This window comes from Burkholderia sp. GW821-FHT14F03 (assembly GCF_058803765.1).
In genome coordinates this window covers 13575-38503 of sequence record NZ_JBXAPG010000023.1, presented here as the reverse complement: position 1 = coordinate 38503, position 24929 = coordinate 13575, and the positions used below count along the sequence as shown (strand labels likewise).

Genomic DNA, 24929 nt, shown 5'->3' with positions numbered 1-24929 from the left:
TCTTACCTCGCTACGACGCCGCCCGGCTGCGCGCCGGCCGGCTTCTTCTGGTACCAGTAGTCGATGATCCAATCCTCGTACTGGTAGGTGGTCGGCACGACCTTCGGGAACCCGAGCGTGCTCTTGTAGCCGATCCGCGCGTTCGGCAGGTAGTACTGCGGCACGAGGATGTACATGTTGATCAGCACGCGGTCGAGCGCATGCATCGCGGTCTGCAGCTCGTCGAGCGTCTGCGCGGTCAGCGCGGCCTGGATCAGCGCGTCCACCGCCTTCGAGCGCACCCCCGGATAGTTTTCCGAACCCACCTGCGAGGCCGCCGCGCTGCCGAAGCGGCGCGTCAGCTCCACGCCCGGGATCGTCACCGGGTTGTAGATGAAGGTGGTCATGTCGTATTCGAAGTTGTCGAGCCGCTTCTGGTACAGCGCGCTGTCGATCTCGTGCATGCGGGCCTGGATCCCGAGCATGCCGAGCGCCTGGATGTACGGCAGGATCAGGCGGTCCATCCCGGGCTGGTTGTCGATGAACTCGATCGTCATCGCATTGCCGTCCTTGTCGCGCAGCGCGCCGTCGCGGTAGTGCCAGCCCGCCTGTTCGAGCAGGTCGCGCGCCTGGCGCAGGTTCGCGCGCAGCGAACCCGGCGGCAGCGTGCTCGGCTGCTGCACCATCGGCCCGAACACCTCGGGCGGCAGCTCCGCGCGGAACGGGTCCAGCAGCGCCAGTTCCTTGTCGCTCGGCACGCCGGTCGCCTTGAACGGGCTCGCGTCCCAGAAGCTGTTCGTGCGGCGGTACTGGCCGTAGAACATCATCCGGTTCATCCAATCGTAGTCGAACGCCAGCGCCAGTGCGTGACGCACGCGCACGTCCTTGAACATCGGCTTGCGCATGTTGATCAGGAAGCCCTGCATCTGCGCGGGGCCGTCCGGGAACAGACCCTTCTTCAGCAGCCCGTTGTTGAAGTTCTTGCCGACGTACTTGCGCGCCCACTGGGTCGAGCTGTATTCCATGCGCGCGTCGATATCGCCGGCCTTGAACGCTTCGAGCGCCGTGTACTGGTCGAGATACAGCTTGAACGACACCTTCTCGAAGCGGAACATGCCGCGCCGCGTCGGCAGGTTGGCGGCCCAGTAGTCGGGATTGCGCCGGTACAGGATCTGCTTGTCGTCCTTGCGTTCCGCGATCAGGTATGCGCCGCTCGCGATCGGCGGCACGTTCGCGATCTGGTCGAACGGCGGACGCTTGCCGTCCGGCCCCATGCCCCATTTGGGCGAGAACACCGGCAGGTCGCCCGCGATCAGCGGCGCGTCGCGTTCGGCCTGCTTGAAATCGAAACGGATCGTGAGCCGGTCGAGCACCACCGCGCGCTTGATCACCGCGAACTGCGCGCTGACGATCGGCGAGGCCTGCGGGCCCGACAGCGTGTCGTAGGAATACTTGACGTCGGCGCCCGTGATCGGATCGCCGTTCGAGAAGCGCGCGGCCGGATTGATGTGGAAGGTCGCCGAACTGTAGTCGGGCGCGACCTGCACGTCGTCGGCGATCAGCGCGTACTCGGAGGCCAGCTCGTCCCAGCTGCGCTGCATCAGCGTGTCGAACATCAGGTTCTTGATGTCCGGCGCGGCCGAGCCGCGCGTGATGAACGGATTCAGCGAATCGTAGCTCTGCGCCTGGTCGTAGTTCTCGAAGCTGAGCATGCCGTCGGTCGGCGCATCGGGCTCCGCGTAGTCGAAGTGCGTGAAATCGGGGGGATATTTGGGCTGATCGTATTGCGCGATCCCGGCGGCCGCGTGCGCGGCCAAGGGCGCGAGCCCGGCCGCCGCGAGCGCCGCGCACGCGACGGTCAGGATCCGGGCAATCCGCCGGGGCAGTCCGCCTGGCGCCGCCGTGGGCGCCGGTCGCGAAAGCGTCGGCAAACGCAACGTCACAAGTCTCATCTTCAGCCTGCGTAGGGACGCGCCGGCTTGTGGCCGGCGCTGGGTCAATCTGGTTCGCGGCGCCGGGCGGCCGGATCGCGACGCGCGTCGAACCGCCTGGTACCGCCTCCGGCCGGAGGCGGGCCGCACTCGACGCATCGCGAAGAGCACGGCCCGCCGGCGGCCGGTCAAGCCACGTACTGCATCAGAACTTGTAGGTCGCGCCGATTTGCGCGAAGCGACCGATATACGTGTACAGCGACGAGTCGTAGCCCGTCTGGTAGCTCGAGTTCATGTAGACCGGATCGAACGGGGGCGCACGATTGAAGATGTTGTCGATGCCCGCGTAAATGGTCCAGTGCTTGATACCCGTATAGCTGACCATCAGGTTGAACTGGCTGTACGACGCCACGCTGCCCTGCATGTTCGGATACTGGCCCGCCGGGAGAATGGCCTGCGTGTACGGACCCGTATACATCCAGGTCAGCGTCGCGTTCCACTTGCTCTGGTAGTTCCAGCCCAGGCTCGTGTTGCCCTTCCAGCGCGGGAAGCTGCCGCCGAACGGCTGGTTCAGCGAACCGTTGTTGCCCGCGAAGTCGGTCGACACGCCGCCCACCGGCATCTTGAAGTGCCACACGTAGGCCCAGTCACCCGACAGCGTGAAGGTGCCGAGCTTGGTCGGGACCGACTGGCGGAAGGTGGTTTCGAAGCCATCCGTGTCGAGCGACGACAGGTTCTGGAACGGCATCAGCACGTACGCGATCGAGCCGTTCGAGCTGCGCACCACCTGCGTCGGATCGTTCTGGTTGACAGTCTGCTGGATGTCCGCCGTACCGATCACGTTGTCGATGTGGATCTTGTACCAGTCGAAGCCGATATCGGTGTTGCGGGTCGGCGAGAGCTGGAAGCCCACGTTGTAGTTCTTCGTGCGCTCCGGCTGCAGGTTGCGGTTGCCGGTCTGCACTTCCTCGACCAGGCCGTATGCGCCCGGATTGTTCGGATCGTGCGGATCGACCGCGCCCTGTGCGCTGAAGCTGCGCGAAGGCGTGTTCTCGATCAGCGTCGGTGCGCGGAAGCCGCGGTTGTACGAACCGTACATCGTCAGCTCGCGAACCGGCTGGAAGCGCAGTGCGAAGCGCGGCGAGAATGCGCCGCCGAAATCGCTGTAGTGATCGTAGCGGCCCGACTGGCTGAAGGTGAGGTTTTTCAGGATCGGAATGTCGATCTGGTAGTACACCGCCGCGACGTTGCGCTGACCGCTCACCGATTGCAGCGCCGGCGAGATGAACGTGCCGTCCGCGTAACCCGCGCTGTTGCCGACATACTGGCTCTGGTGCATGAACTGCGCGCCGAGGCCCAGGCCGACGTCACCCGTGGGCAACTTGAACAGCGACGGCGCCGACATCGTTGCATCCAGCGCGTCGAGCTTCGTGATCGCCTGGTTGGAGGTCGAGCCGAACAGGCCCGCGAGGCCGTTCGGCGTGGCCGACGGATTCGCGAAGTTGAACACGCCGTTCTGCACGATGTTCTCCAGCGCGTTCGCGTTGATGCGGTTCGTGAAGGTGTTCGAGACCGTATCCTGCGAGTGCGTATACGAGGTCGACCAGTCCAGGTCTCCCACGTACGGCGCCGTGAACGTGCCCTTCACGCCCGTCGCGGCCCGCCAGAAATTCGCGCTGGTGCGCACCCCCTGGGTGTTCGGGAACGCGTACACGAGTTTCGACGGCACGCCGAACGGGTTGTACGGGTTGCTCGCCGGCACCACGTTCGAGATCAGGCGCAGGCCGCCCGTCGCCGGGTCATATGCTTGCGTGCTGTTGCCGAGGCCGCCGACGAAGTTGTTGGTATTCGTCGTGTTGTTGCTTTCCCACAGATCGGCGAACGCCTGCATCGAATCGCTGATCTTGAAGTCGGCGTGCACCTTCGCGCTCAGGCGCTCGGTCCACGGCGACAGCGAGGTCGCGTAGGCGGTGTTGTTCTGGCAGATCGTGCCCGGGCCGTTGATCCGCGCGGTGGCGCTGCCGGCGATCGCCGAGCCGCCCCACGGGCACGGGCTCAGCGGCACTTTCGCGCCGGCCGGGTTGCGCCAGTATGACGGCGACTGGTTGTACAGGCCGCCCGGGAAGTTCGAGAAATTCTGATTTTCGGTGGTGTCGCGATCCGCCGCCGACACGCCGTTGAAGCGGTAGAAGCTCGCGGCCGCCGTCACGTTGAAGCGGTCCGCGTTGAGGTCGCCGAAGCCGCCGAGAATGCTGAACTTGGTGGTGCCCGCACCGCCGCCGTTCTGCGTCGCGCCGCCGTAGCTGCCGTCGAGCTGCAGGCCCTGGAAGTTCTTCTTCGTGATGATGTTGACCACGCCCGCGATCGCGTCGGAGCCGTACTGCGACACCGCGCCGGTCTTGACGATTTCGATCCGGTCGATGATGTTGAGCGGCAGCGTGTTCAGATCGAAGAACTGGTCCGTCACGTTCGTCGCGAACGCGTACGGCGCCACGCGCTGACCGTCGATCAGCACCAGCGTGTACTTCTCCGACAGGCCGCGCAGAGCGATGCCCGCGCCGCCCGGCGCGAAGCTGTTGGTCGTGCCTTCCGCCCAGCTGCTCGCCGAGTTCGCGGTCGTGCTGCGCAGGTAGTCCGCCACGCTGTTCTGGCCGCTGGCCTCGATGTCCTTCGCGGTGACCGTCTGGACCTGGTTGAAGCCCACCTTGTCGGCGCTGCGGATCAGCGAGCCCGTCACTTCGAAGCGCTTGATCTGCGCGACGTTGTTCTTCACGGGCGTCTTCTTCGCCGCCGCTGCGCCGGACGCGCCCGCGGGTGCGTCCGCAACCGGTGCGGCGGTCGTATCGGCCGGCGCGCTCTGCGCGACGGCCTGCGCAACCGCGGACGGGCCGGGTTGCGGCTGGCTCTGCGCGAACGCCGGGCCCGCCAGCGTCGCCGTCAATGCCAGCTCAGTCCAGATTATCCGTCTGATGGCCAGCGCCAATGCTCTTTGCTTCATGTTCCCCTCTCACTCGTCAGTAAGACCCCACCCGTTCCGCGCGCGAGCTTGTTGTAGTTCCCCGTCACGCGGTACTGGGCACTTGTGTGCCATTCCCTTTATTGCCGACTTGCACTTCTACTGCCTGAAACATCGATAAAGCGGCATGTCCCGATGCCGCCGACCATCGCTTCATATCCTTCTTCTGGTTCATCGATCACACCAAGAGCGTCAGCTTTTTGCAGCTTGTTCCGGGAACGGACACGCCGTGGTCCCGCGGCTCTGTTGTCGCCATGGCCGCTTGATGCATCCTCGACTGATAGGATTCCTTACATTAAGCTTGATATGGTCAGGCTGTTATTCGCTATTCGTTATTCGTTATTGCCGTTCATTCAGAACAACCTGGGCGTTCCCACCCAGACGATCACCGCCTCTTCATTGGCGGTATTGCCCCACGCATGCGGCACCGTGGATTCGTAATGCGCGGTATCGCCCGCTTTCAGGCTGAACGTGCGCCCGTCGAGCGTCAGCGCCACTTCGCCGGACATCACGTACAAAAACTCTTCACCCGCGTGCGTGGTCACTTCAGACGCCGGCTGCCCGGCCGGCATCTTCACGAGGATCGCATCGAGCTTGCGTCCGTCGGCAAGATTCGTCAGTCGCGCAAACGAACTGGCCGAATTGGCGAAACTGAAATACTGCAGTTTCTCGCTGCGGCAAACCGATTTCGCTTCCGTCGGCGTATCGACGAAATACTGCATCGTGACGCCGAGCGCCTTGGCGATTCCCACCAGGGAGGTAATGGATGGTGTCGCGCGCCCCCGTTCGACCTGCGACAGAAACGGTTTGGAAATCCCCGCCGCTGCCGCCGCCTCGTCAAGCGTGAGCTTGAGCCGCTGGCGCAGCGCCCGTATTTTGTTTCCTATCGAGACTGTGACCAGTGCCGATTCGTCGGTTTGCAAAACCATAGCAAGACAGAATCCCGCGGTCAAAATCTGTTTGATATAAGTGCATCGTGTTTGATGAGAACGATGCGACCGAAGCAGGGCATATGTGCCGTATCGGAAACCGGCAAACGTTTTGCACGCGTGCACCGCAGGTCCCATGCGGTGCACATTGCACATATCCATTCGCACAACTTATCGATACGGCGATTTCCCCGCCGTTGCTTTCCCGGCGCTTCGTCCGGTCAGGAAAATGCCCTGTCAGTCATACCGCCCGCATGCGGGGCGCGCCCCGCGCCGGCCGATCCTGCCGCCGGCGCGCGACGCGCCCATCACTGCGTCCCCAACCCCTGCCGCCTGAATTTTCCAGCCGCGCGTCGCGCCCGCAGCACACCGGCCCGCGCGCGGCCATGTGTCACTTCGCCGCCACCATCGCCCACAAGCGCGCCAGTTCCGCCGATCCGTCCGCGCCCTTCACCGTCTTGAAGATCTGCACGGCGCGGGCCTTCTGGCCGGCCACGTAATACGCTTCGCCGAGGCGCAGCTGTGCTGCATCCGGATGGTCGATGCCACCCTTCGCGATCGCCGCCTCCATCGCCGCGAGCCCCGGCTTCGCCTGTCCCGCGTACACCTGGTTCATCCCCGCATCGAGCGGCGCAACCGGATTCGCGGGATCGGCAGGCGCCTGCGCCCGCTTCGCGGCGAGCGCCTGCAGGCGCTTCTGGCGATCGGCGCCGGCATCGCGGCCGAGCACGCCCGACGCAAAGCCCTGGTCGATCACCTGCTTGCCTTCCACCGGCGTGCCCGCGACGATCGACAACTGGGTCATCTCCATGTAGTCGTCGGCCGTGGTCAGCGTGCCCGTCGCGCGCCGCAGGCGGTACATGTCGACGTCGAGCGACGACAGGTAGCCGGGCTTCGAGCGGATCGCCTGGAACAGCTGGTCCCAGTACGCCGGATTCGGGTGATACGCGACCAGCTTCTCCAGCGAATCGCGATACGCGGCGCCGTCCTTCACGCGCTGCGCGCAGGTGCCGAGCATCTGCAGCTGCCCCTCGTCGGGCGTGCGGCCCGCGCGGGTCTGCGCGTCGACGCTCGCCTTGAGCTGCGTGACCACCTGCCCGCAATCGCCGGACAGGTAGTACGACTGCGTGAGCAGCGTGCGCATGTCGGGATCGCCGCCGCCCGACTTCAGATAGCGCTGCGCGATCTTGATCGCCTGCGGGTAGTTCTTCTGCTGGAAGTAGATGCCCGCGAGCGCCGCCGTCGTGCGCTGCTCGTCCTCGCCGCTCAACCGTCCCGAGCCCAGCAACGTCTCGTACGCCTGGATCGCCGTGCCCGTGTCGCCGGCCGCCATCGCCGCCGCGCCGCGCATCTCCTCGACCATGTAGGTCTCGTAGGGCGTCTTGTTCGGTACCGCCGCGGCCTGCGCGATCTTGCCGAGCGCATCGCGATACTTGTGCGCGCGGTACAGGTCCTGGGCGGCGTTCAGCGGCTTCGAGACATCGGGACGCAGCGAATCGGCCGCCACCGCGGACGACAGCGTCGCGAACGCGAACACTCCGCCGAGCGCGGCCGCGATGACGGCGCGCTTCAATCGTTGCTGGATCATGGAAAGCTCGCTTGTTTTCTTTATTGCATGTACTGCTCGTTGCCGATCAGACCGATCTTGGTCGCGCCCACCCGCTGCGCGGACGCGAGCACGGAGGCCACGTCCTTGTACGGCACCAGCTTGTTCGGCCGCAGATGGATCTCGGCCTGCACCGGCTCGGCCGCGACCTGCGTCAGCTTCGCTTCCAGCGCGGCACGGTCCGGCACCAGGGTGCCGTTCCAGGTGGTCGTGCCGTCGAAGTCGATATCGATCTGCACGATCTCCGGCTGTACCGCCGGCGGCGGCGGATTGCCGACCGGCAGGTTCATCTTGACCGAGTGCATCTGGATCGGGATCGTGATGATCAGCATGATCAGCAGCACCAGCATCACGTCGATGAGCGGCGTGGTGTTGATGTCGACCATCACATCCGGTTCGCCACCCCCGCCACCCGAAGATACGTTCATGCCCATCGTCGACTCCTAGCCGCCGCGCGCCGGCGGCTCAGTGATGAATGAAACCTTGGCGATCCCTGCGCGCTCGCACGCGGTGATCACGCGGCCGATGAATTCATAGCGCGTGTTCTGATCGCCGCGCACATGCACGTCCGGCTGCGGCATCTGGACCGATACGGCCTTCAGCTTCGTCAGGAGCGTCGGCGCATCCACGAGCGCGTCGTTCCAGAAGAAATCGCCATCGCGATTGACCGCGATTTCCACGCTCTTCGGCGTCGTCTGCAGCGGCTGCACCGCTTCCTTCGGCAGCTGGAGCGGGATCGTGTGCGTGACGACCGGGATCGTGATCAGGAAGATGATCAGCAACACCAGCATCACGTCCACGAGCGGCGTGGTGTTGATGGCGGAGATAACCTCGTCGTTATCTTCTTGCCCAACGCTCATGGCCATGGCGAACCTCGCTTACTGAACCAGCGACGCGGCGGATTGCGACTTGCGCGCACCGCGCTTGCCGCCGGCCAGCAGAACCGTATGCAGTTGCGCGCCGAAGTTGCGCACGCGCTCCATCACGGACTTGTTGCGGCGGACGAGGAAGTTGTAGCCGAGCACCGCCGGCACCGCGACCGCGAGACCGATCGCCGTCATGATCAGCGCCTCGCCCACCGGGCCCGCGACCTTGTCGATCGACGCCTGGCCCGCGATACCGATCGCGGTCAGCGCGTGATAGATCCCCCACACCGTACCGAACAGGCCGACGAACGGCGCCGTCGAGCCGACCGTGCCGAGGAACGCGAGGCCGTCCTGCAGGCGGTTCGAGACGTTGGTGATGGCGCGCTCGACCGACACGTCGATCCAGGTATTGCGGTCGACGGCTTCGAGCAGCGCTTCGTCGTGGTGCTCGCCGGCTTCGATCGCGGTTTCGGCGATGAAGCGGAACGGCGATGCCTCGTCGAGCAGCTTCGCGCCTTCGGCGAGCGACGGCGCGGTCCACAGCTGCTCATCGGCGACCTTGGCGCGGCGGTTGGCGCGCAGCTGCTCGATGAACTTGGTGATCATGATGTACCAGCTGCCCATCGACATGATCACGAGCAGGATCAGCACGAAGCGGGCCACGAAGTCGCCGTTCTTCCAGAGCGCGCCGAGACCGTAGGGGTTCTCGACGGATTCGCTCGTGGCGGGCGGCGGCGGCGGCGCCGGCTCGTTGGCGGCGGGCGCAGGAGCCTGCGCCGTTGCGGGCGCCGTGGCGGGCGCCGAGGCGGCCGCGGTTGCGTCGCTTGCCTGAGCGTAGGCCAGCTGCGGCGCAACAAGCGCGTCAACCGCGGTTACGGAGATCAACATGCTTGCCGCCAGCGCGGCCAGGGAACGCTTCTTCATACCCACTCCAGAACTTTCGTTGAACTTACGAAATTGACTCGATCATCCTTCTGCTGTCACCGCCCTCCCGGACGATCAGTTCAGGTTGAAGGAGAACGGAACCTGTACGCGCACCGACTGCCCTTGCGCCACGCACTTGAATCGCTTGACCGTGTTGTACGCGGCACGATCGAGGACCGGATCCGCCGACTGCGCGACACGCTCATTCGTGATGTTGCCTTCCGCATCGACGACGAACTCGATCATGACGTCGCCCGTGATGTTGTTCTCCTGCGCTTCCTTCGGGTACTGCATCGAAGCACGGATCGAATCCGAATTCGGGCACACCACGCCGACTTCATGGCTCACCGGCTTGGCGGCCGGCGCAGCGGCGACGGGCGGCGCGACGGCGGGCGCGGACTGCACGGGTGCGGACTGGTGCGTGATGGTGGCCTGCGGCGGCGCCTGGACCGGCACCTCGGGCGGCGGCACGAACGGCGGCGGCGGCGGCGCGAACTTGGGCGGCGGCAGCTTGACGACCGGCATCGGGGGCGGAGGCGGCGGCTTCACCGGCTCGATGATGCGGGTTTCGATCGGATGCTGGATGACCTGGACGACCTTGGTGGCCAGGCCGTTGAGCAGCGCGTAGATCAGGACGATGTGCAGCACCAGCACGATCGCGATGCCGCCGAACCGGCGGACGGGATTCTGTTGCTTCTTGCCGAATTCGCGCGGGCGGCCCAATCTCGCCAGCCCGCCGTTGTTAGCGGCCAAACCTTCCTCGACTTTCATACCCACCTTCAATCCCCCAAGCGTGAATCGCCCAGATTCGCGGCCACGACATCCGGTTCAGCCTTAACGACTCTTATTTACGGGAAAACCCGAATTACGGGAAAACCCCGATTTATTCGCTTAATTCGATATCCAGCTTTCATTAAGCAAATCAAGAGCCGACACAAAAACGATGAATACGGCACCCCTAATTCATTTGAGGCAGTTCGGGCGGCGCTATCGCTGCTCCAACCGCATCGAGCGAAAGCAATTTGTCAGAATCGTACGGATGCGTACGAGGGACAAGTTGGTCGCCTTCCCGCTGAGCCGTGATGATGCGGCGCTTCTTGGAGGCAGAAGATAGCAAGGAAAAAAATTGGGCGTCAAACTTTATTTGATACACCCACACAAAATTTGGAGTACTTGTTCAAAATCCATCAGTAAGGGAATTGAAGGATTTTGTATTGATGGGAGTAAATAAAATGTAAGAATTTGCGGCATTAACGGGACCGCAAACCGCGCACTGAAATTGTGCAATGCAATGCGCTTTGCGCGCGCAGCGATTATCTCGGATTTATTTTTTAATTAGCTCGGCTTTCGCGCGGCACGATTGTATTCGATATTCATCGCATGGCAATAAGCGACATCGATGCAATGCCATCATTCAGCATTCCTCTGATAGTTTTGAACCAATGATGCGGATTGTCTCCGCGCGGCTGCCGGGCTGTCGGGCGGACGTAAAAACCGTGCATGGCGATTGGCGGCATGCGGAGGTTCCGACCCGCCGCGTTGGACGGATTCGCCACCTGACAAACACGCTCGATCACCGTTCTCCAGCGCCAGAAATTGGCCCGATCGGCGCCAGATTCACGCCACGAAGACCTGTCCCGCACCTGGGTTCGCGCCCCGATTTTTACACTTTGTTACGCGAAAACCGCCTGAATTCGTGAGACGCACGTCTCAATGATCGCAGCGAACCCGGCGGGAAGATGGGCGCATGAATGAATGGACACCCTGTGTCGCGACGGGCCGCCCTCGCCCGCCCTTCTGCGGCTGCGCCGCGATCGCATGACGACACGACGCGCGCGCCGGCAGGCCGCATCCGCGGTTCGCCCTGCATGCCATGCCGGCGATCTCAACCCGTCTCCGCCGCCACCCGATCATATGGATTCCAGAATAAATTTTCCGATCCGGCCTTGAGCCGGCACGCGTATATGCATCCATATATTGCCCAACCGCATAGGGGACACGCATCCGCCTGCATATGCCGCTCGCTCGACCTTGAGTAGGTTAGCGCACGGAACGCACCGTCCTGGTGCGCTACCGTGCGATTTTCCCCAGATCCATCGCCTGGTTTCGGGCCCAGACCGCGCCGCGCGCGACCCGCCAGCCCGTCCACGGCCCCCGCCCATGCCAAATCCCGCCCCGTCCCATCGCCTGGCCCACCTGGATGCCATGCGTGCGATCGCCGTGCTGCTCGTGATCTGGACGCACTACGCGGAATTGTTCGCCCGCATCGCCGGCTCCCAGTTGTACCTCGACACGCTGCAGCGCTCGATCGATTTCGGCCGGGTCGGCGTCGTGCTGTTCTTCGGGATCAGCGGCATGCTGATCCCGACCAGCCTGCGCGGCGCGGCCGGAGACGGCACACGGCGCTTCGTGATCCGCCGCTTCTTCCGGCTCTATCCCGCCTACTGGCTGTCGCTGCCGCTCGGCTATCTCGTGTACTGGGTGCTGTTCGGCAACCGGATGAACGCAGCCGGCCTGCTCGCCAACATCACGATGATCCCGACCGCGTTCGGCTTCGAGCCGGTGATGGGACACTACTGGACGCTCGAAACCGAGCTGTACTTCTACGTGCTGTGCCTCGTGCTGTTCCGGCTCGGCGGGCTGCACCGGATGCGCGTCCTGTGCGCCACCTGCGCCGGACTGTGCCTCCTGTTCGTCGCGACGGGCGCACTGCACCTGATTCCGGCAAGCGCGCTCGGGCAATACAAGGGCATGCTGTTCCACCTCGCGATCATGTTCTGGGGCGCGTGCTTCCGGCAGGCTTATGACGCAGCGGCGGCCGACGCGTCGGGCGCCGCTGCGTCGAGCGCCACGCTGTCGGCCGGTATCGGGCACCTGCTGCGGCCCATCACGTATCGCGCCGCGGTTGTCCTGCTGACCGCGCTGCTCATCCTCGTCGCGCTGTCGATGGCGGTCGTGAACTGGCGGCACGGCGACCTCGCCCACGTGTCCACGTCGCTCGGCTATGTGGCGGGGCTGGCCCTGTTCATCACGTTCGCCACCGTGCTGAAGCTGCGCTCGCGCTTCCTCGCCTGGCTCGGCGAGATCAGCTATTCGGTTTATCTGCTGCACGGCGTCCCGCTGTATCTGGTGTTCTGGGCCGCCCAACGCTGGTACCTGACCGGCGGGCCGCTCGCGCTCTACATGGCAACGGCGCTCGTACCGGCAATCCTGCTGTCGTGGCTCAGCTACCGCTGGTGCGAAGCGCCGGCCGTACGCATCGCCCATGCGCTCACGCCGGCGCGGCGCGACGCGACCGGCGCCGGCGGCGAGGCGGCCGGCTCGATGCGCGCCGCGCCGCCGTCGCGCTGAGCGACGCGAAGACCGGCGCGGTCCCTCCCGCTCGCCGCTGCGCCCCGCGGCGCATCCCGTCTCCCCCGGCGCGTCAGCTTCACGGTGAGAACGCGGCGTTTCAAAAATTTATGCGCATAAAATCCGCGTCGAGCCCGTGATCCGCCCCTTGTATAATCCGCGCGCCGTCTGCTGGCTCCCTCAACCTGCTTCACGGAACTCGACATGGCCATCATTGGCGTCATGGGCTCGGGCACGACCGAATGGCCCGAACTGGCCGCGCCGCTTGGCGCGTGGATTGCGCAGCAAGGTCATGATCTGCTGACGGGCGCGGGACGCGGGGTGATGCTGTGCTGCGCCCGCGCATTCGCGTTGACGCCGGGGCGCACCGGGCGTTCGATCGGCGTAGTGCCGACCGAGCCTGATCCCGTGAGAGGGTTCGCGCCGTGCGCGGGCTATCCGAATCCATACATCGACCTGCCGCTCCTCACGCCGCTGCCTCGCAAGGAGGCGGACTCGCCCGATACGGCGCTGAACCGCAACTACGTGAACATCCTGACGAGCGACGTCGTGATCGCGCTGCCGGGCAGCCGCGGCACGCTCGACGAGATCCGGCTCGCCGTGCGCTTCGGTAAGCCGTTGATGTGTGTGGGCCCTCACACTGCGTTTGCGGCCGTGCCGGCGGGAACCTTGATCGGTACGCAGCTGGAAGAGGTTTATCGCTTCGTTCTGGCACACACCCGAACCCCGTCCACGTTGGCCGCGCGCTGAGATGCAAATGTCAGTGTGTACTCACATATAGCGCTCGGCTGCACCGGGATAACGACGTGCTGCGCCGCACCCTATGCCGTTCCTGCTCTATCGGGCCGGCACTCGGCCGGGCAAGCGAAGCGATCACTCACCATCCAAAGATGGCAAGCAAGGTCCGCGTCCCCAGGCATAAAAATGCCCGCCGAAGGCGGGCTGTCCTGCAACGCGGCGCGCGCGGCAAAGGCGGTGGGCCCTCCCGCCCTCATCGCGCCATCGCGAGCCTCGCCCCGAGCGCGATCAACAAGGCCCCCATCACCGCATCGATCGGCTTGCGCAGGCGCGCATACCCGCGCTGCACGCGCGCGGTCGAGAAGATCACGGCCATCGCGCTGAACCAGCTGACCGACACCGTCGCCACGAGCGCCACCGTCGCGCCGTGCACCCAGCCCGGCGCGTGCGCGGGCAGCAGCGTCACGAACAGGCTGCCGAAGAACGCGACGGCCTTCGGATTGGTGAGCCCCACGAGCACCCCGCGCCGATACGCATGTGGGCCGCCGCGCACCGTCGGCGCGCCCGTGTCGAGCCGCGCCGACGGCTTGCGCAGCCCCATGAGCGTCTTGACGCCGAGATAGACGAGGTAGGCGGCGCCCGCGATCCGGATCGCGCCATACAGCCAGGCGAGTTCCGTCAGGATCAGCCCGAGCCCGAATACCGCGAGGGTCGCCCACAGCGCGTGCGAGGTCGCGATCCCGAGCGCCGCGTGCACGCCGGGGCGGCGTCCCGCGAGCGCGTGCGAGGTCACCGAGATCATGTCGGGACCGGGGCTGGCGCAGGCCAGCAGCATGACGCCGGCAACGGCGGCGAGTTGCGGAACATAGCTCATCGGGAAACACCTTCGAATCAACAGGAAAGAGGATCAGGCGGAACCCTGCATCTTAATCCGGATGCCTCGCGCCCTGCCCGCCGCCCCTCCCCATTCGGCCCCGGTATTCGCGATGCGTCGGCCATCCTGCCATCGGTGCGGGGCGTCGATGCCGCCCCCGAGTGCGCGACCTTTGCTCGGCATCACCGCTCGGCCTCGCACGCGACACGTCCGCCGGGCTCCCTGCCATTTCTGGCAGTTATCTTTATATCAAATTGTGGATAGCTTATGACTCATAGTAGAAAGCGATTCTCGGCAATCTCACGACAAGACACGAGCATCGCGTCACCCGGTTTCTCGTCATTGCGAATCACTCAACAAAGACGCACTTAGAACCCATCGGCAGATGGAACAACGACGTCAAGGAGACACCCATTGCTCCGGCCCGGCGATCGCCTCCGGCCGGGCGGTGACATGGCACAACCAGGCCGGGCGGGCTCGATATCGGAACCCCGGCTTTCCAACGCTGTTGCTTGCGCGTCAGCCGACCAATCTCGATGCGGATTGCTTGGACGATCGCGGCTCACGACAGCATGCTCGAAACAGGAGCGCGGGGAGGGAATACGACGGGAGCCTGATTCACCGGCTCATCAAGGGAGCGCATCCGGCTTTGCGCCCCTTGACCATGGACGACATGAACGGCAAGCCGGTGGGACGCCCTGAAAAGCCAGCGATCCCGCGAAGCTGACACCCTAATCAGGACTCCGTGACGATTTACATCGTCATGCAAAAAACGCTCCTCAGCGTGAGGCCGATAGATTCATGCAAGTCAACCATCCGTCAGGATCAACGCGGCAAAAGACGGGCGTGGCGATCGACAACGGCGCTCCGGGCGCCTGGATGAAATCGTCCCCCGGCATCAATCCGATCTTTCGTGAACCCTCAAGGGGCATTGATGACAGTCAATCAACTGGAAACGAGCGTAAGCATACTAGCGGGCAATTCACGGGTCTTCATCGACCATGAAGGCTCGATCGTTGTCGAGCCGCAGTTGAAGGCATTCGATGCGGCGCTGCAGTTCGCCGAGCGCAGCCGGGATCAGCACGGACGGTTGCCGAGGCTATCCGTGGCGTTCGATCATCGCGGGATATTTCGCCTCCAGTTTCTTGCGGAGAAGCTGTCCAACTCCCAGAAGCGAAACCCACGCCTGAGCCATCTTCACCCGTCGATCATGCAGGTGTTCCAGCCTCTGGCCGAGAAGCACCAGATTCCGCTCGGCGAAATACATGCGATCCACGAAGACTCCGCCCGGCAGCACATCGTTCACATCCTCGCCGCCGGCGACATACCGGAAGCCGTATCGCGGCGGATGGTGTCCCGATCCTCGGCCGACAGCAAACCGGCGACATGCGGCGCGGCCGGCGACGAGCCCACGCAAAAGCTGACGTGCGCGGCGATTACGAAGGAATACTTCGAGAAAGCGGCGGGAGACAACACGGGCCGGGATGCCGTTCTCGAGGTGTACTTCGAGGACAGCGCATGGTCGAGAGGTCTCGCCTACGTGCGCGGCTTGCAGCTCAGCCACATGCTCGGCGTCTCGACCGCGATCCGGCTCAATATGGTGAATGCGGACGGCGAAGTGAGCCGCGGCGATCTGGTCAAGGTCGATGCGCTCGCGCACGCGGAAGAACAAGCAACGCATTCCGCTCTTCAAGGGTGAACATCATGCAAGACATGGCGCAACCGATATACATGGACAACAACGCGACCACCGCGTTGGATCCCGACGTGCTCGATTACATGATGCCCTATCTGACCAGCGCCTACGGCAACGCGGCCAGCAACAGCCACGAGTTTGGCTGGAAGGCGATGGCGGCCGTCGACGATGCGCGGAAAACGATCGCCGCGTCGATCAACGCGGCCGGTCCATCGGATGTGATCTTCACGTCCGGCGCCACCGAATCGATCAATCTCGCCATCGGGGGCCTCAAGAGCCGCGACGGGAAAGGGCATGTCATCACGTCCATGATCGAGCACAAGGCGGTTCTCGATTCCTGCGGCAGGCTCCAGTCGACGGGCGCCGAAGTGACCTATCTCGCCCCGCAGGGCAACGGCATCGTCTCTCCTGACGCGATCGCGCGCGCCATCCGAGACGATACCTATCTCGTCTCGATCATGGCCGCCAACAACGAGATCGGCTCCCTGCAGAAAATCGCGGAAATCGGCGCGATCTGCAAGGCGCGCGGCATTCCCTTCCATACGGACGCCACGCAGGCCCTCGGCAAGGTGGAGATCGACGTCCAGCGGATGAACATCGGCCTCGCATCGTTTTCCGGGCACAAGATATATGGGCCGAAGGGCGTGGGAGCGCTTTACGTCAATTCGCTCGACCCTCACATCAGGCTCGATCCGCTCATCGTCGGCGGCGGGCACGAGCGGGGCTTGCGCTCGGGAACCCTCAACGTACCGGGCATCGCAGGCTTCGGACGCGCCGTCGAACTGTCCTGCCGGAACCTGGCTGCCGAGGCGACGCAACTCCGTCATCTGCGGGATCTGCTGCGCGCGTACATCGTCGAGAACATCGCCGACATCCGGATCAACGGCGACGTCGTCGAATGTCTTCCGGGCCTGCTGAACGTATCGTTCGAAGGCATCGACGCGGATTCGCTCTTGCTGGAGCTGTCCGACGAGGTCGCGCTGTCGTCGGGCTCGGCATGCACGTCGGCCAATGCGGCGCCCTCGCATGTCCTCAAGGCGATCGGCGTCGGCGATGCGCTGGCTCAGGCGAGCGTGCGCTTCGGCCTGGGGCGGTTCAACACCGAAGCGGAAATCCGCTACGTCGGCCGCCGGTTGAGCGAAGCCGTCAACAAGCTGAGGGCGATGGTGCCGAAATGATTCCAGGTCCGTCCCGACAAAAGCAGGCGCGCCGGTCTCCCGCCGGAGCAGGTTCCAGGTTTCAGGCGGCCTGCGGCTGTCGACCGGACCCGACCGCATCGGCGTCCGGATCCGGATGACGCGGCGTAACGGACGGCCCCGGCGGCATATAGCGTCGCCGCGTTCGACGCGCATCGCATCATGGCCCGTTCCGTCGCCGCCGGATTCCGGCGACGGGTTCGACCTCCCGATCGGGAGGCCCGCGCGAGCCGCGGCGAGGTCGTTCCGGCGCGCCGCCTCGCTGAACGGCGCATTTCACGGCATGCGGGCGATCGAAACGAGATCGCCCGACGGCCCCCTCGCACCCTGGCACACCCTACTCATGCGAACGACATCGGCCCCCTTTCTGCTCTTCGGAACCATGCTCACGGCCGCCGGTTACGGCGCGACCTTCCTGATTTCCGCCTATTTCCGCGCGCGGGGCGGCAGCGACATCGATACGGGCGCGACCTTGGGCGTGGCGCTGACAGGCACATTGATCGGCGTGCCGCTGGTCGGATGGTTTGCCGGACGATACGAGGCCTCGCGCCTTGCATCGCTCGCGGCGCTGGCGATGTCGTGCGGCTATTTTATTTTTGGCGGTCTCGCCGGCGAACGGGCCGACGTGACGCGCGCGGCCGCGTTCCTGATCGGCCTGGGTTGGGGCATGTTCTATATCAGCGGGCCGATGGCTTTGTCGGAACGCGTCACGGACACCGATCGAGGTTTGTGGTTTACCCGCTTCAGCGCGTTTCAAATGGCCGGAATCTGCGGCAGCCCCGTGCTCCTCACGGCGGCGATCCAACAGATCGGGCTGCCCATCCGGACAATTTTCCTGGCGGTGGGGGCAGCGGGAATCATCGCGTCGGGGCTGCTGCTGACCTTTGGCGTTCGGGAACCGCGCGGCCGGCGTGAAGCATCGCTTCGACCTTGGGTAAGAAAAATCACCCGGATCGCCGCGGGCAGCGCGATCCGTCCTGTCGTGATGGTGGGGCTCGGCGGATGCGTCTTCTCCGGCATGATGTCGTTCCAGGGATCGCTGGTCGAAGGCACCCGCGCGAACGCAGGGACCTTCTTCGCCGTGCATGCGGTGACGGTGATCGTCTCCCGGCTGGTGCTGGCCCGGCGTCTGTCGGCAATGCCGCGCATTCCGCTGGTCGTGGTCCTGATGTCGTTCCTGATCGTCGGCGTGCTGGCCATGCTCGGCATGCCCGTGCACCCCGCCTTCCAGGTCGCGGCGGCCATCTCGACCGGAATCGGCTACGGGCTGGTTTATCCCGTGATACAGACCTGGGCGATCAACGACTCCCGTCTCGAAGATCGCCACGCGGCGCTGACCTGGTTCGTGGCCGCCTATTTCATCGGCATATTTGGATTTCCCGCCATCGGCGGCTGGATCCTCGTGACCGAGGGCAAGACAAGCTTCATCCTGATCCTCGCGGCGCTGGCGTTGCTCGAGCTTGTCGTGGCGTTGCTGCATGCGCCCGGACGCCGCGTGCGCGAGCGGACGGGTAATCCGGCGCGACCGGGCGTCGTCGACCGAAGCGGCCAGGTCGCGAAGCAACCTGCCGTGGAGAAGCCGGGCCTCCGCTGATCCGCCGTTCTGGAGCGAGACGCTACGTCAACGACAACAGGATGCCTGCCGCGAGCGCACCGTATACGCAAGCGCACGCCACGCCGAACGGCCGGCGCGCGCGCGCCAATGCGGGCGCGGCCCGGCGCGAGGAGAACAGCAGCGCATAGCCCATGAAGATGCCGAAGCCGAGCGCGCAGCAGCTGGCGACGAGCGCGAACGTGCGCCACGGCGCCGCGGCCGCGCCGAGCCCGATGGTCGTGACCGCCAGCCAGTTCAGCACCGCCTTCGGGTTGGTCAGGTGGATGCCGAGCCCGCGCAGATAGAAACGCGCGCCGCCGCCGTCCATGCGCGCGGCGGCCTCGGCGGACGCGGGCGGCGGCCCCCATGTCGTGCGGCAGGTCCGCCACGCGAGCCAGAGCAGATACCCGGCGCCCGCGAGCTTCAGGGTCGCGAGCCGGCCCGGCACGGCGACCAGCAGCGCCGACACCCCTGCGGCCGCCATCACCGCCCAGCACAGCGAGCCGCTGATCACGCCGGCCGCGAGCGCGATCCCGCGCGCGCGGCCATGGTTGAGGGCCGCGTCGGCGATCGCGAGATTGCCCGGGCCGGGGCTCGCGGTACCGATCAGGTAAACGGCGAGCGCCGCGCCGAAACCGGACACATCATTCATTCAACCCATCCTCGCAACGACACGCTCACGGGTTCAGCCGACACCCACCCCGTTCACGAACACCAGATGACACCCGAGCCCCACGCCGATCGACAGCAGCGCGCGCCCGGTGCGCCAGTACAGTCCCAGCGACAAGGCGAGCGCGACCAGCTCCGGCAACCCGTACGGGTAGCGGGTCGGATCGAGATCGCGCAGCGTATACGCGACCAGCAGCAGCATCACGCCCGGCGGCATCGCATCGCGCAGATACCGCAGGTAGCCCTCCCCCGCGCCGCGCCGCAGCAGCGCGAACGGCGCGATACGCAACGCGATCGTCACCGCCGAGATCGTCGCGATCACGGCCAGCGCGCGCCAGTCGCTCGTCATGCCCACGATGCGCGCCGCCCGAACAGGTAGCCCGCCGTCACGAGCCCGAGGTAGACGAGCAGCCCGGTGATCAGGAACGAGTGCTCATGAAGCCAGCGCTCGCTCGCGAACGCGGCCACGCACGCGGCGCCCGCCGCGCCCAGCCGCGCGCGGGTGCCGTTCGCGCGGATCGCGTCCACCGCGAGCAGCGCGAACATCCCCGTCAGCGCGAAACCGAAGCCCCGCAGGCCGCCCGGCAACGCGAGCCCGACGAGCGCGCCGGCGGCGGCGCCCGCGACCCACCATGCGTGGCTCGCGAGCTGCAGCGCGGTGATTTCGGGGCCGTCGAGCGCCGCGCCTTCGCCAGCCGCGGTGATCGCATAGATTTCGTCGGTCAGCGCGAACACGCCGTAGGCGCGCTGCGCGCGCGTGCGCAGCCGGTCGAGCGGAAACGACAGGCCGTAGAACACATGGCGGAAATTGACGACCAGCGCGGTCAGCGCAACCTGCGCGAGCGGCATGCCGGACACCATCAGCCCGATCGCGAGAAACTCGATCGAGCCCGCGAAGATCAGCAGCGCGGACAACGGCGCCCAATACCAATGCACGCCGCTCGTCACCGCGAACACGCCGAAGGCGAGCCCGAGCGGCACATAGGCGGTCGCGACCGGCAGGGACAGCCGCAGCGCGCGTGCATAACACGCATGCGACGGCTGATCCGGCGCGGCCGCGCGGGAGGATTCGACAGGGGTCACACGGGCTCCGCTCGGGCAGGATGAGGACGAGGCGCGCGGCGGGCCGCACGACGGGCTGGCGGCCATTATTCCGCTAGAATGCCGACGGCGGAATGAACAGTACCGAACAATCACTAGAAACTGTTCAGCCCATTTCGCCGAACACTTCGGCACCGGAGACCCGATGAAGCTTGCGCTCGACACCACCGACAGCGCGCCGCTGACCGATCAGCTGGCGAGCCAGATCGAGGATCTGATCCGTTCGCGCCATCTGCGCGCGGGCGTCAAGCTGCCGTCGATCCGCCAGCTCGCGGCCGAGCAGCAGATCAGCCGCTTTCCGGTGATCGAGGCCTACGACCGTCTCGCGTCGCGCGGCTTGATCCAGCCGAAGCACGGTTCGGGCTATTACGTGACGAGCCGCGCCGACGGCCGCGACCGCGCCGTGGGCAGCACCGATCCGCGCGCGGTCGAGGTCGCATCCGGTCACATCCTGAGCCAGTTCGATGCGGCGGCCGATGCGGGCGCCGCGCTGTCGAGCGGCTTCGTGCCGGCCCCCTGGCGCGATCTCGAAGGCATCGCGCAGACGGTGCGCCAGATCGCGCGCGCCGAACCCGCGAGCCTGATCGACTACGCACCGCCGCAGGGCGACGCCCAACTGCGCGCGCTGATCGCGCACCGCCTCGTTCCGCTCGGCATCGACACGACCGCGCAGCAGGTGCTCGTCACCCACAGCGCGACGCACGCGCTCGACCTCGTGGTCCGGCTGCTGCTGAAGTCGGGCGATACGGTGTTCGTCGAGGATCCCGGCTATTTCAATCTGTTCGGCCTGCTCAAGCTGCAAGGCATCCGCGTGATCGGCATCCCGCGCCGCGCGAACGGCCCCGACACCGACGCCCTCGACGCCGCGCTCGCGCACCATCGCCCCGTCGCATTCTTCGTCCACTCGGCGCTGCACAACCCGACCGCGACGAACCTGATGCCGCCCGTCGCGTTCCGGGTGCTGCAACTCGCGCAGCAGCACGACTTCATGCTGGTCGAGGACGACGTCTACGCCGATTTCCAGACCCTGCCGACCCAGCGGCTCGCCGCGCTCGACCAGCTCGATCGCGTGATCTACATCGGCGGATTCTCGAAGACGCTGTCGGCCTCGCTGCGGCTCGGCTATCTCGCTGCGCGCGCGGATCTCGTCAAGGCGCTGGTCGACGTGAAGGCGCTCACCAGCATGGGCGGCTCGCGGCTCGCCGAACGCGTGATCGCGACGCTGCTCGAACGTGGCGCGCATCGCAAGCATCTGGAGCGGCTGCGCCGCCGCGCGGGCGAGGCGCTCACGCAGGCGGCCGCGCTGCTGGGCGGAGCCGGCTGGACCCTCTACGAGCCGCCGGCGGGCGGACTGTTCGCCTGGGCGCGCGCGCCGGGCGTCGACGATTCGGCCCGCCTCGCCGAAGCCGCACGCGCGCACGGCCTGCGGCTCGCGCCGGGCAGCGAACACCGGCCGGACGGCGCGGCGACGCCCTGGGTGCGGCTCAATCTCGCGCATCTGCAGGATCCGCGCGCGCGCGCCTTCGTCGCCGCGGTCGGCCATGCCGGCGGAGACGCCGCGTGAAACTGAAGGCCAAGATCTTCCTGCTCGCGATCGTGCCGTTCCTGCTCGCGATCGCGGGCATCGGCTTCGGCGTGCGCCAGCAGGCGACCGCGCTCGCGCGCACCCAGCATGCGACGATCCAGACCGCCTATATGTCGAGCAAGGAAGTCGAGCTGCGCCATTACGTCGAGCTGGCGACCAGCGCGATCGAACCGCTCTACGAAGCCGGCCGCGACAACGCGCGCGACGATGCGATGCTGCGCATGCAGGCGCTCGCGATGCTGCGCAAGATGGACTTCGGCCCGGACGGCTACTTCTTCGTCTACGACCTGCACGGCAATTCGCTGATGCACCCGCGCGAGCCCGAACGGGTCGGGCACAACTTCTGGGGACTGCGCGACCCGCAGGGCGTGCTGACGATCCAGCAGCTGACCGCCGCCGCGTCGCATGGCGGCGGCTACGTGCGCTACCTCTGGCAACGCCCGTCGACCGGCCGCCTCGCGCCGAAGCTCGGCTACGTGGTCGCGCTCGACCGCTGGGGCTGGATGCTCGGCACGGGGATCTACCTCGACGACGTCGACACCGCGCTCAACCGCATCGATCAGCGCGCGTCGGCGAACATCGAGCGCACGATGACGTGGATCAGCGCGATCGCGCTCGCGGGCGCGGGCGTGATCGCGCTGTGCGCGCTGGTGCTGAACGTCAGCGAATCGCGCAGCACCGACGCCAAGCTCAAGCGGCTCGCGCAGCAGGTGGTCGAATCGCAGGAGCACGAGCGCGCGCGGCTGTCGCGCGAACTGCACGACGGCATCAGCCAGATGATGGTGTCCGCGAAGCTCATGCTGGAATCGGCGCTCGCGCGCTTCGAACACGGCCCCGCGCGACAGCCCGAGGCGGAGGCCGCGCTCGGGAAAGGCGTCGCGCGGCTCGGCGATACGCTGCGCGAAGTGCGGCGGATCTCGCATGCGCTGCGGCCGTCGATGCTCGACGACCTCGGCCTCGCGGCCGCGCTCGACCAGCTCGTGCGCGAGCTGGGCGGCGAAGCGGACGTCGAGTTGAGCTTCTCGCAGCGCGCGCAGGCCGATGCGCCGCCGCTGCCGGCGTCCGTCAAGACCGCGCTGTTCCGGATCGCACAAGAAGCGCTGACCAACATCATCCGCCACGCGCATGCGTCGCACGCGACCGTCACGCTCGACGCCTCCACGCGCGCCGTCACGTTGTCGATCTCGGATAACGGCAGCGGCTTCGACGCCGACCTCGTGCTCGCCGACGCGCGCGGCGGCGTCGGCCTGCGCAACATGCGCGAACGGCTCGACGCGCTGGGCGGCACGCTCAGGATCAGTTCGCAGCTCGGCCATACGGTGATCGCCGCGCGCGTGCCGCTCGCCGCCCCCACCGCCCAACCAGGAATTGCCCGATGAATGCTCCGTCCTCCTCCGCCCGCGCCGCCCGCCTGCTGCTGGTCGACGACCATCCGCTCGTGCGCGACGGCCTGAGGATGCGGCTCGAAGCCGCGCCCGGGCTCAGCGTGGTCGGCGAGGCCGGCAACGCCGACGAGGCGCTCACGCTCGCCGATGCGCTCGAACCCGACCTGACGCTGATGGATGTCGGCATGGCCGGCATGAACGGCATCACGCTCGCGGGCGTTTTCCACGAACGCTTTCCGGCGATCCGGGTGCTGATGCTGTCGATGCACGACAACATCGAGTATGTGACGCAGGCGGTGCGCGCGGGCGCGAGCGGTTATCTGCTCAAGGATTCGCCCGCGAGCGAGATCGTGCGCGCGATCGGCGCGGTGCTGGCCGGACAGACTTTCTTCAGCGAAGGGCTCGCCGCGCGGATGATCCAGGCCAACGCATCGGCGCCTCCGCTCGAACGGCTGACGCCGCGCGAGCGCGACATTCTCGATGCGCTCGCCGAGGGGCTGTCCAGCAAGCAGATCGCGCTGCAGAACGGCTTGTCCGTGCGCACGGTCGAGACGCATCGGCTGAACCTGAAACGCAAGCTCGGCATCGAGGGGCAGGCGGAACTGATCAAGTTCGCGGTCGAGCACCGGCGGCGTTGAGGCGTGGGGGTCTCGGACGGGTGCGGGTGTGGTGCATCGCGGGGCGCGCGCTGCAACGCAGCGGGAAATGAAAAGAGGCCGGGCGACATGTCGCCCGGCCTCTTGCGTCCTGGGGTATTCGCGCGTTAGTTCACGCGTGCGTTGTGCTTGGTCAGGAACGCGATCAGGCCATCGATGCCGCCCTGCGCGAGCTGGCTCTTGAACTGCCCCTGGTAGACCTGGATCAGCCACGCGCCCGACATGTCGATGTCGTAGATCCTCCAGTCGCCGTCGACCTTGCCGAGCCGGTAGCCGACGTTCTGGCTGTCGCCCGGGGTGGTCACCGTCGACTGCACGAGCGCGTCGGCGCCGCCTGCGCCGCCCGCGCGGAACGAGAACTTCGCGTCCTGGCTGCCGAGCTGCGCGAGCGATGCCGCGTAGGTGCGCGTCATCAGGATCTTGAACTGCTTGTACAGCTCCTGCTGCTGTTGCGGCGTCGCCTGCTTCCAGGCGTCACCGACCGCGATGCGCGTGGTGCGCTCGAAGTTCGTCGCCGGCAGGAAGCGCGCTTCCACCACCTGCGTGATCTTCGCCATGTCGCCGCTGCGCGCGCCGGGGTCCGTCTTCATCGCGTTCACGGTGCCTTCGACCGCGTTCTTCACGATCTCGACCGGCGTGGACTGCGCGAAAGCCGACACGGACACCACCGCCGTGGCGAGAAAAGCAATCAGATGACGTTTCATGCGTATAGAGCCAAGAGATGGAAAAATTCTCTTTATTTATCAAAGAGTTCGTGGATTTTACACCGAATCGCGGCGGGGCTTCGCGTGGATTGGGGCGGGGAGGGGGGTCAAGGGGTTAGGGGTAGGGGC

The 24929-nt window shown here is 66.0% G+C and carries 23 protein-coding genes; 9 read left to right on the top strand and 14 right to left on the bottom strand.

The features are described 5' to 3' along the window. Positions 1 to 2: 2 nt before the first annotated feature. The 9 genes from AC1RQF_RS17250 to AC1RQF_RS17210 form a co-directional block, all read right to left on the bottom strand. A complete protein-coding gene (locus tag AC1RQF_RS17250; protein ID WP_492872576.1) occupies positions 3 to 1931 on the bottom strand; it encodes an extracellular solute-binding protein in 1929 nt (642 codons plus the stop codon). Positions 1932 to 2115: 184 nt separating this feature from the next. After that, entirely contained in the window at positions 2116 to 4908 is a 2793-nt protein-coding gene (locus tag AC1RQF_RS17245; protein ID WP_273997222.1) for a TonB-dependent receptor, read from the bottom strand. 64 nt (positions 4909 to 4972) lie between these two features. Continuing rightward, complete coding sequence (locus AC1RQF_RS17240) at positions 4973 to 5101, bottom strand: hypothetical protein (RefSeq protein WP_273997221.1); 129 nt, start codon at positions 5099 to 5101, stop codon at positions 4973 to 4975. Positions 5102 to 5279: 178 nt separating this feature from the next. Continuing rightward, positions 5280 to 5855, bottom strand: a complete 576-nt coding sequence (locus AC1RQF_RS17235) for a helix-turn-helix domain-containing protein (protein WP_252984498.1) — start codon at positions 5853 to 5855, stop codon at positions 5280 to 5282. 391 nt (positions 5856 to 6246) lie between these two features. Beyond that, positions 6247 to 7443: a tetratricopeptide repeat protein gene (locus AC1RQF_RS17230; protein WP_492872575.1), complete on the bottom strand. Its 1197-nt coding sequence runs from the start codon at positions 7441 to 7443 to the stop codon at positions 6247 to 6249. Positions 7444 to 7463: 20 nt separating this feature from the next. Continuing rightward, positions 7464 to 7895, bottom strand: a complete 432-nt coding sequence (locus AC1RQF_RS17225; RefSeq protein WP_273997219.1) for an ExbD/TolR family protein — start codon at positions 7893 to 7895, stop codon at positions 7464 to 7466. A 9-nt stretch (positions 7896 to 7904) separates the two neighbouring features. Further along, positions 7905 to 8327 carry an ExbD/TolR family protein gene (locus tag AC1RQF_RS17220; RefSeq protein WP_252984487.1) on the bottom strand — a complete coding sequence of 141 codons (423 nt, stop codon included), beginning with the start codon at positions 8325 to 8327 and terminating at the stop codon, positions 7905 to 7907. Positions 8328 to 8339: 12 nt separating this feature from the next. Next, positions 8340 to 9251: a MotA/TolQ/ExbB proton channel family protein gene (locus AC1RQF_RS17215; RefSeq protein ID WP_492872574.1), complete on the bottom strand. Its 912-nt coding sequence runs from the start codon at positions 9249 to 9251 to the stop codon at positions 8340 to 8342. Positions 9252 to 9326: 75 nt separating this feature from the next. Then, positions 9327 to 10022: an energy transducer TonB gene (locus AC1RQF_RS17210; protein WP_273997218.1), complete on the bottom strand. Its 696-nt coding sequence runs from the start codon at positions 10020 to 10022 to the stop codon at positions 9327 to 9329. 1389 nt (positions 10023 to 11411) lie between these two features. Here AC1RQF_RS17210 and AC1RQF_RS17205 point away from each other — a divergent pair. Continuing rightward, a complete protein-coding gene (locus tag AC1RQF_RS17205) occupies positions 11412 to 12602 on the top strand; it encodes an acyltransferase family protein (protein ID WP_492872573.1) in 1191 nt (396 codons plus the stop codon). A gap of 204 nt (positions 12603 to 12806) precedes the next feature. Further along, a complete protein-coding gene (locus tag AC1RQF_RS17200) occupies positions 12807 to 13352 on the top strand; it encodes an SLOG cluster 4 domain-containing protein (RefSeq protein ID WP_492872572.1) in 546 nt (181 codons plus the stop codon). A gap of 241 nt (positions 13353 to 13593) precedes the next feature. On the opposite strand, the gene AC1RQF_RS17195 is transcribed toward AC1RQF_RS17200, so the two are convergent. After that, entirely contained in the window at positions 13594 to 14214 is a 621-nt protein-coding gene (locus AC1RQF_RS17195) for a LysE family translocator (RefSeq protein ID WP_492872571.1), read from the bottom strand. 385 nt (positions 14215 to 14599) lie between these two features. Here AC1RQF_RS17195 and AC1RQF_RS17190 point away from each other — a divergent pair, with 385 nt between their 5' ends. From AC1RQF_RS17190 to AC1RQF_RS17175, 4 genes are all read left to right on the top strand, one after another. Then, complete coding sequence (locus AC1RQF_RS17190) at positions 14600 to 14941, top strand: hypothetical protein (protein ID WP_492872570.1); 342 nt, start codon at positions 14600 to 14602, stop codon at positions 14939 to 14941. Between the two features lie 207 nt (positions 14942 to 15148). Next, the gene (locus AC1RQF_RS17185; protein ID WP_273997214.1) at positions 15149 to 15913 is read left to right on the top strand and encodes a hypothetical protein; all 765 of its coding nucleotides are present in this window, start codon (positions 15149 to 15151) and stop codon (positions 15911 to 15913) included. Between the two features lie 14 nt (positions 15914 to 15927). Then, positions 15928 to 17088 carry a cysteine desulfurase family protein gene (locus AC1RQF_RS17180; protein WP_443111490.1) on the top strand — a complete coding sequence of 387 codons (1161 nt, stop codon included), beginning with the start codon at positions 15928 to 15930 and terminating at the stop codon, positions 17086 to 17088. A 115-nt stretch (positions 17089 to 17203) separates the two neighbouring features. Continuing rightward, a complete protein-coding gene (locus AC1RQF_RS17175) occupies positions 17204 to 18700 on the top strand; it encodes an MFS transporter (RefSeq protein WP_492872569.1) in 1497 nt (498 codons plus the stop codon). A gap of 22 nt (positions 18701 to 18722) precedes the next feature. Here the strand turns inward: AC1RQF_RS17175 and AC1RQF_RS17170 are convergent, their stop codons facing one another. From AC1RQF_RS17170 to AC1RQF_RS17160, 3 genes are read right to left on the bottom strand one after another with little or no spacing between them, the layout of a single operon-like run. Beyond that, positions 18723 to 19352 carry a LysE family translocator gene (locus tag AC1RQF_RS17170; protein ID WP_492872568.1) on the bottom strand — a complete coding sequence of 210 codons (630 nt, stop codon included), beginning with the start codon at positions 19350 to 19352 and terminating at the stop codon, positions 18723 to 18725. A 33-nt stretch (positions 19353 to 19385) separates the two neighbouring features. Next, entirely contained in the window at positions 19386 to 19718 is a 333-nt protein-coding gene (locus AC1RQF_RS17165; protein WP_273997210.1) for a branched-chain amino acid transporter permease, read from the bottom strand. Then, positions 19715 to 20452 carry an AzlC family ABC transporter permease gene (locus tag AC1RQF_RS17160; protein WP_492872567.1) on the bottom strand — a complete coding sequence of 246 codons (738 nt, stop codon included), beginning with the start codon at positions 20450 to 20452 and terminating at the stop codon, positions 19715 to 19717. Before AC1RQF_RS17160 ends, AC1RQF_RS17165 begins: the two co-directional genes overlap by 4 nt. Before the next feature lie 163 nt (positions 20453 to 20615). Between AC1RQF_RS17160 and AC1RQF_RS17155 the strand changes: the two genes are divergently transcribed. From AC1RQF_RS17155 to AC1RQF_RS17145, 3 genes are read left to right on the top strand one after another with little or no spacing between them, the layout of a single operon-like run. Next, a complete protein-coding gene (locus AC1RQF_RS17155) occupies positions 20616 to 22034 on the top strand; it encodes an aminotransferase-like domain-containing protein (protein WP_492872566.1) in 1419 nt (472 codons plus the stop codon). Continuing rightward, on the top strand, positions 22031 to 23434 hold the full coding sequence (locus tag AC1RQF_RS17150; RefSeq protein ID WP_273997207.1) for a cache domain-containing protein: 1404 nt from the start codon (positions 22031 to 22033) through the stop codon (positions 23432 to 23434). The genes AC1RQF_RS17155 and AC1RQF_RS17150 overlap by 4 nt, the downstream gene beginning before the upstream one ends. Next, complete coding sequence (locus AC1RQF_RS17145) at positions 23431 to 24078, top strand: response regulator (protein ID WP_273997206.1); 648 nt, start codon at positions 23431 to 23433, stop codon at positions 24076 to 24078. Before AC1RQF_RS17150 ends, AC1RQF_RS17145 begins: the two co-directional genes overlap by 4 nt. Positions 24079 to 24203: 125 nt before the next feature. On the opposite strand, the gene AC1RQF_RS17140 is transcribed toward AC1RQF_RS17145, so the two are convergent. Next, positions 24204 to 24800 (bottom strand): MlaC/ttg2D family ABC transporter substrate-binding protein, encoded by a 597-nt coding sequence (locus AC1RQF_RS17140; protein ID WP_273997205.1) that lies wholly within the window; start codon positions 24798 to 24800, stop codon positions 24204 to 24206. Between the last annotated feature and the right edge of the window lie 129 nt (positions 24801 to 24929).